Annotated in this window: 1 protein-coding gene; it reads right to left on the bottom strand. The window is 86.2% G+C overall.

Going from position 1 to position 448, the window contains the following annotated elements:
- Positions 1–414: GNAT family N-acetyltransferase (locus GTR00_RS22525; protein ID WP_240900829.1), on the bottom strand; the 414-nt coding region annotated here is incomplete at its 3' end.
- Between the last annotated feature and the right edge of the window lie 34 nt (positions 415–448).

Raw genomic sequence — 448 nt, forward strand, 5'->3', positions numbered from 1 at the left:
CACCCAGCCGGCGCCCGCGGCCAGCGCCGCCGCGGCCGGCACGTCGCCGTGCGCCCACAGCAGCACCCGCCGCCCGGCGGCCGCGCCGGTGGCGGCGCGCAGCAGCGCCCGCCCGTGGCCGCGGCCGCGCGCACCCGGGTGCACCAGCAGCTCGCCGGCCAGGTCCGCCCCGGCGTCGGCGAGCTGCGCGTACCCCAGCGGCCCCGCGCCGGCGCGCAGCAGCAGGTGGCGCGCGCCGTCCGCGCCGGTGCGCAGCCGCAGCAGGGCGTCCTCGCTCAGCGCGTCCGCACCGTCGTGCGCGGAGGCCGCGGCGGCCAGCTCCTCCACCGCGGCGCGCTCCGGCCCCGCCAGCGCCCCGGCCACGACCTCCACGGCGGCCGGGCCGCCGCCGGCGTGCTCCCCGGTGGCGCTCACGGGCGCCGCGGCGCCGCGCGCAGCGGGCGGCCCG

The organism is Kineococcus indalonis, assembly GCF_009906395.1.
GTDB classification, from domain to species: domain Bacteria; phylum Actinomycetota; class Actinomycetes; order Actinomycetales; family Kineococcaceae; genus Kineococcus; species Kineococcus indalonis.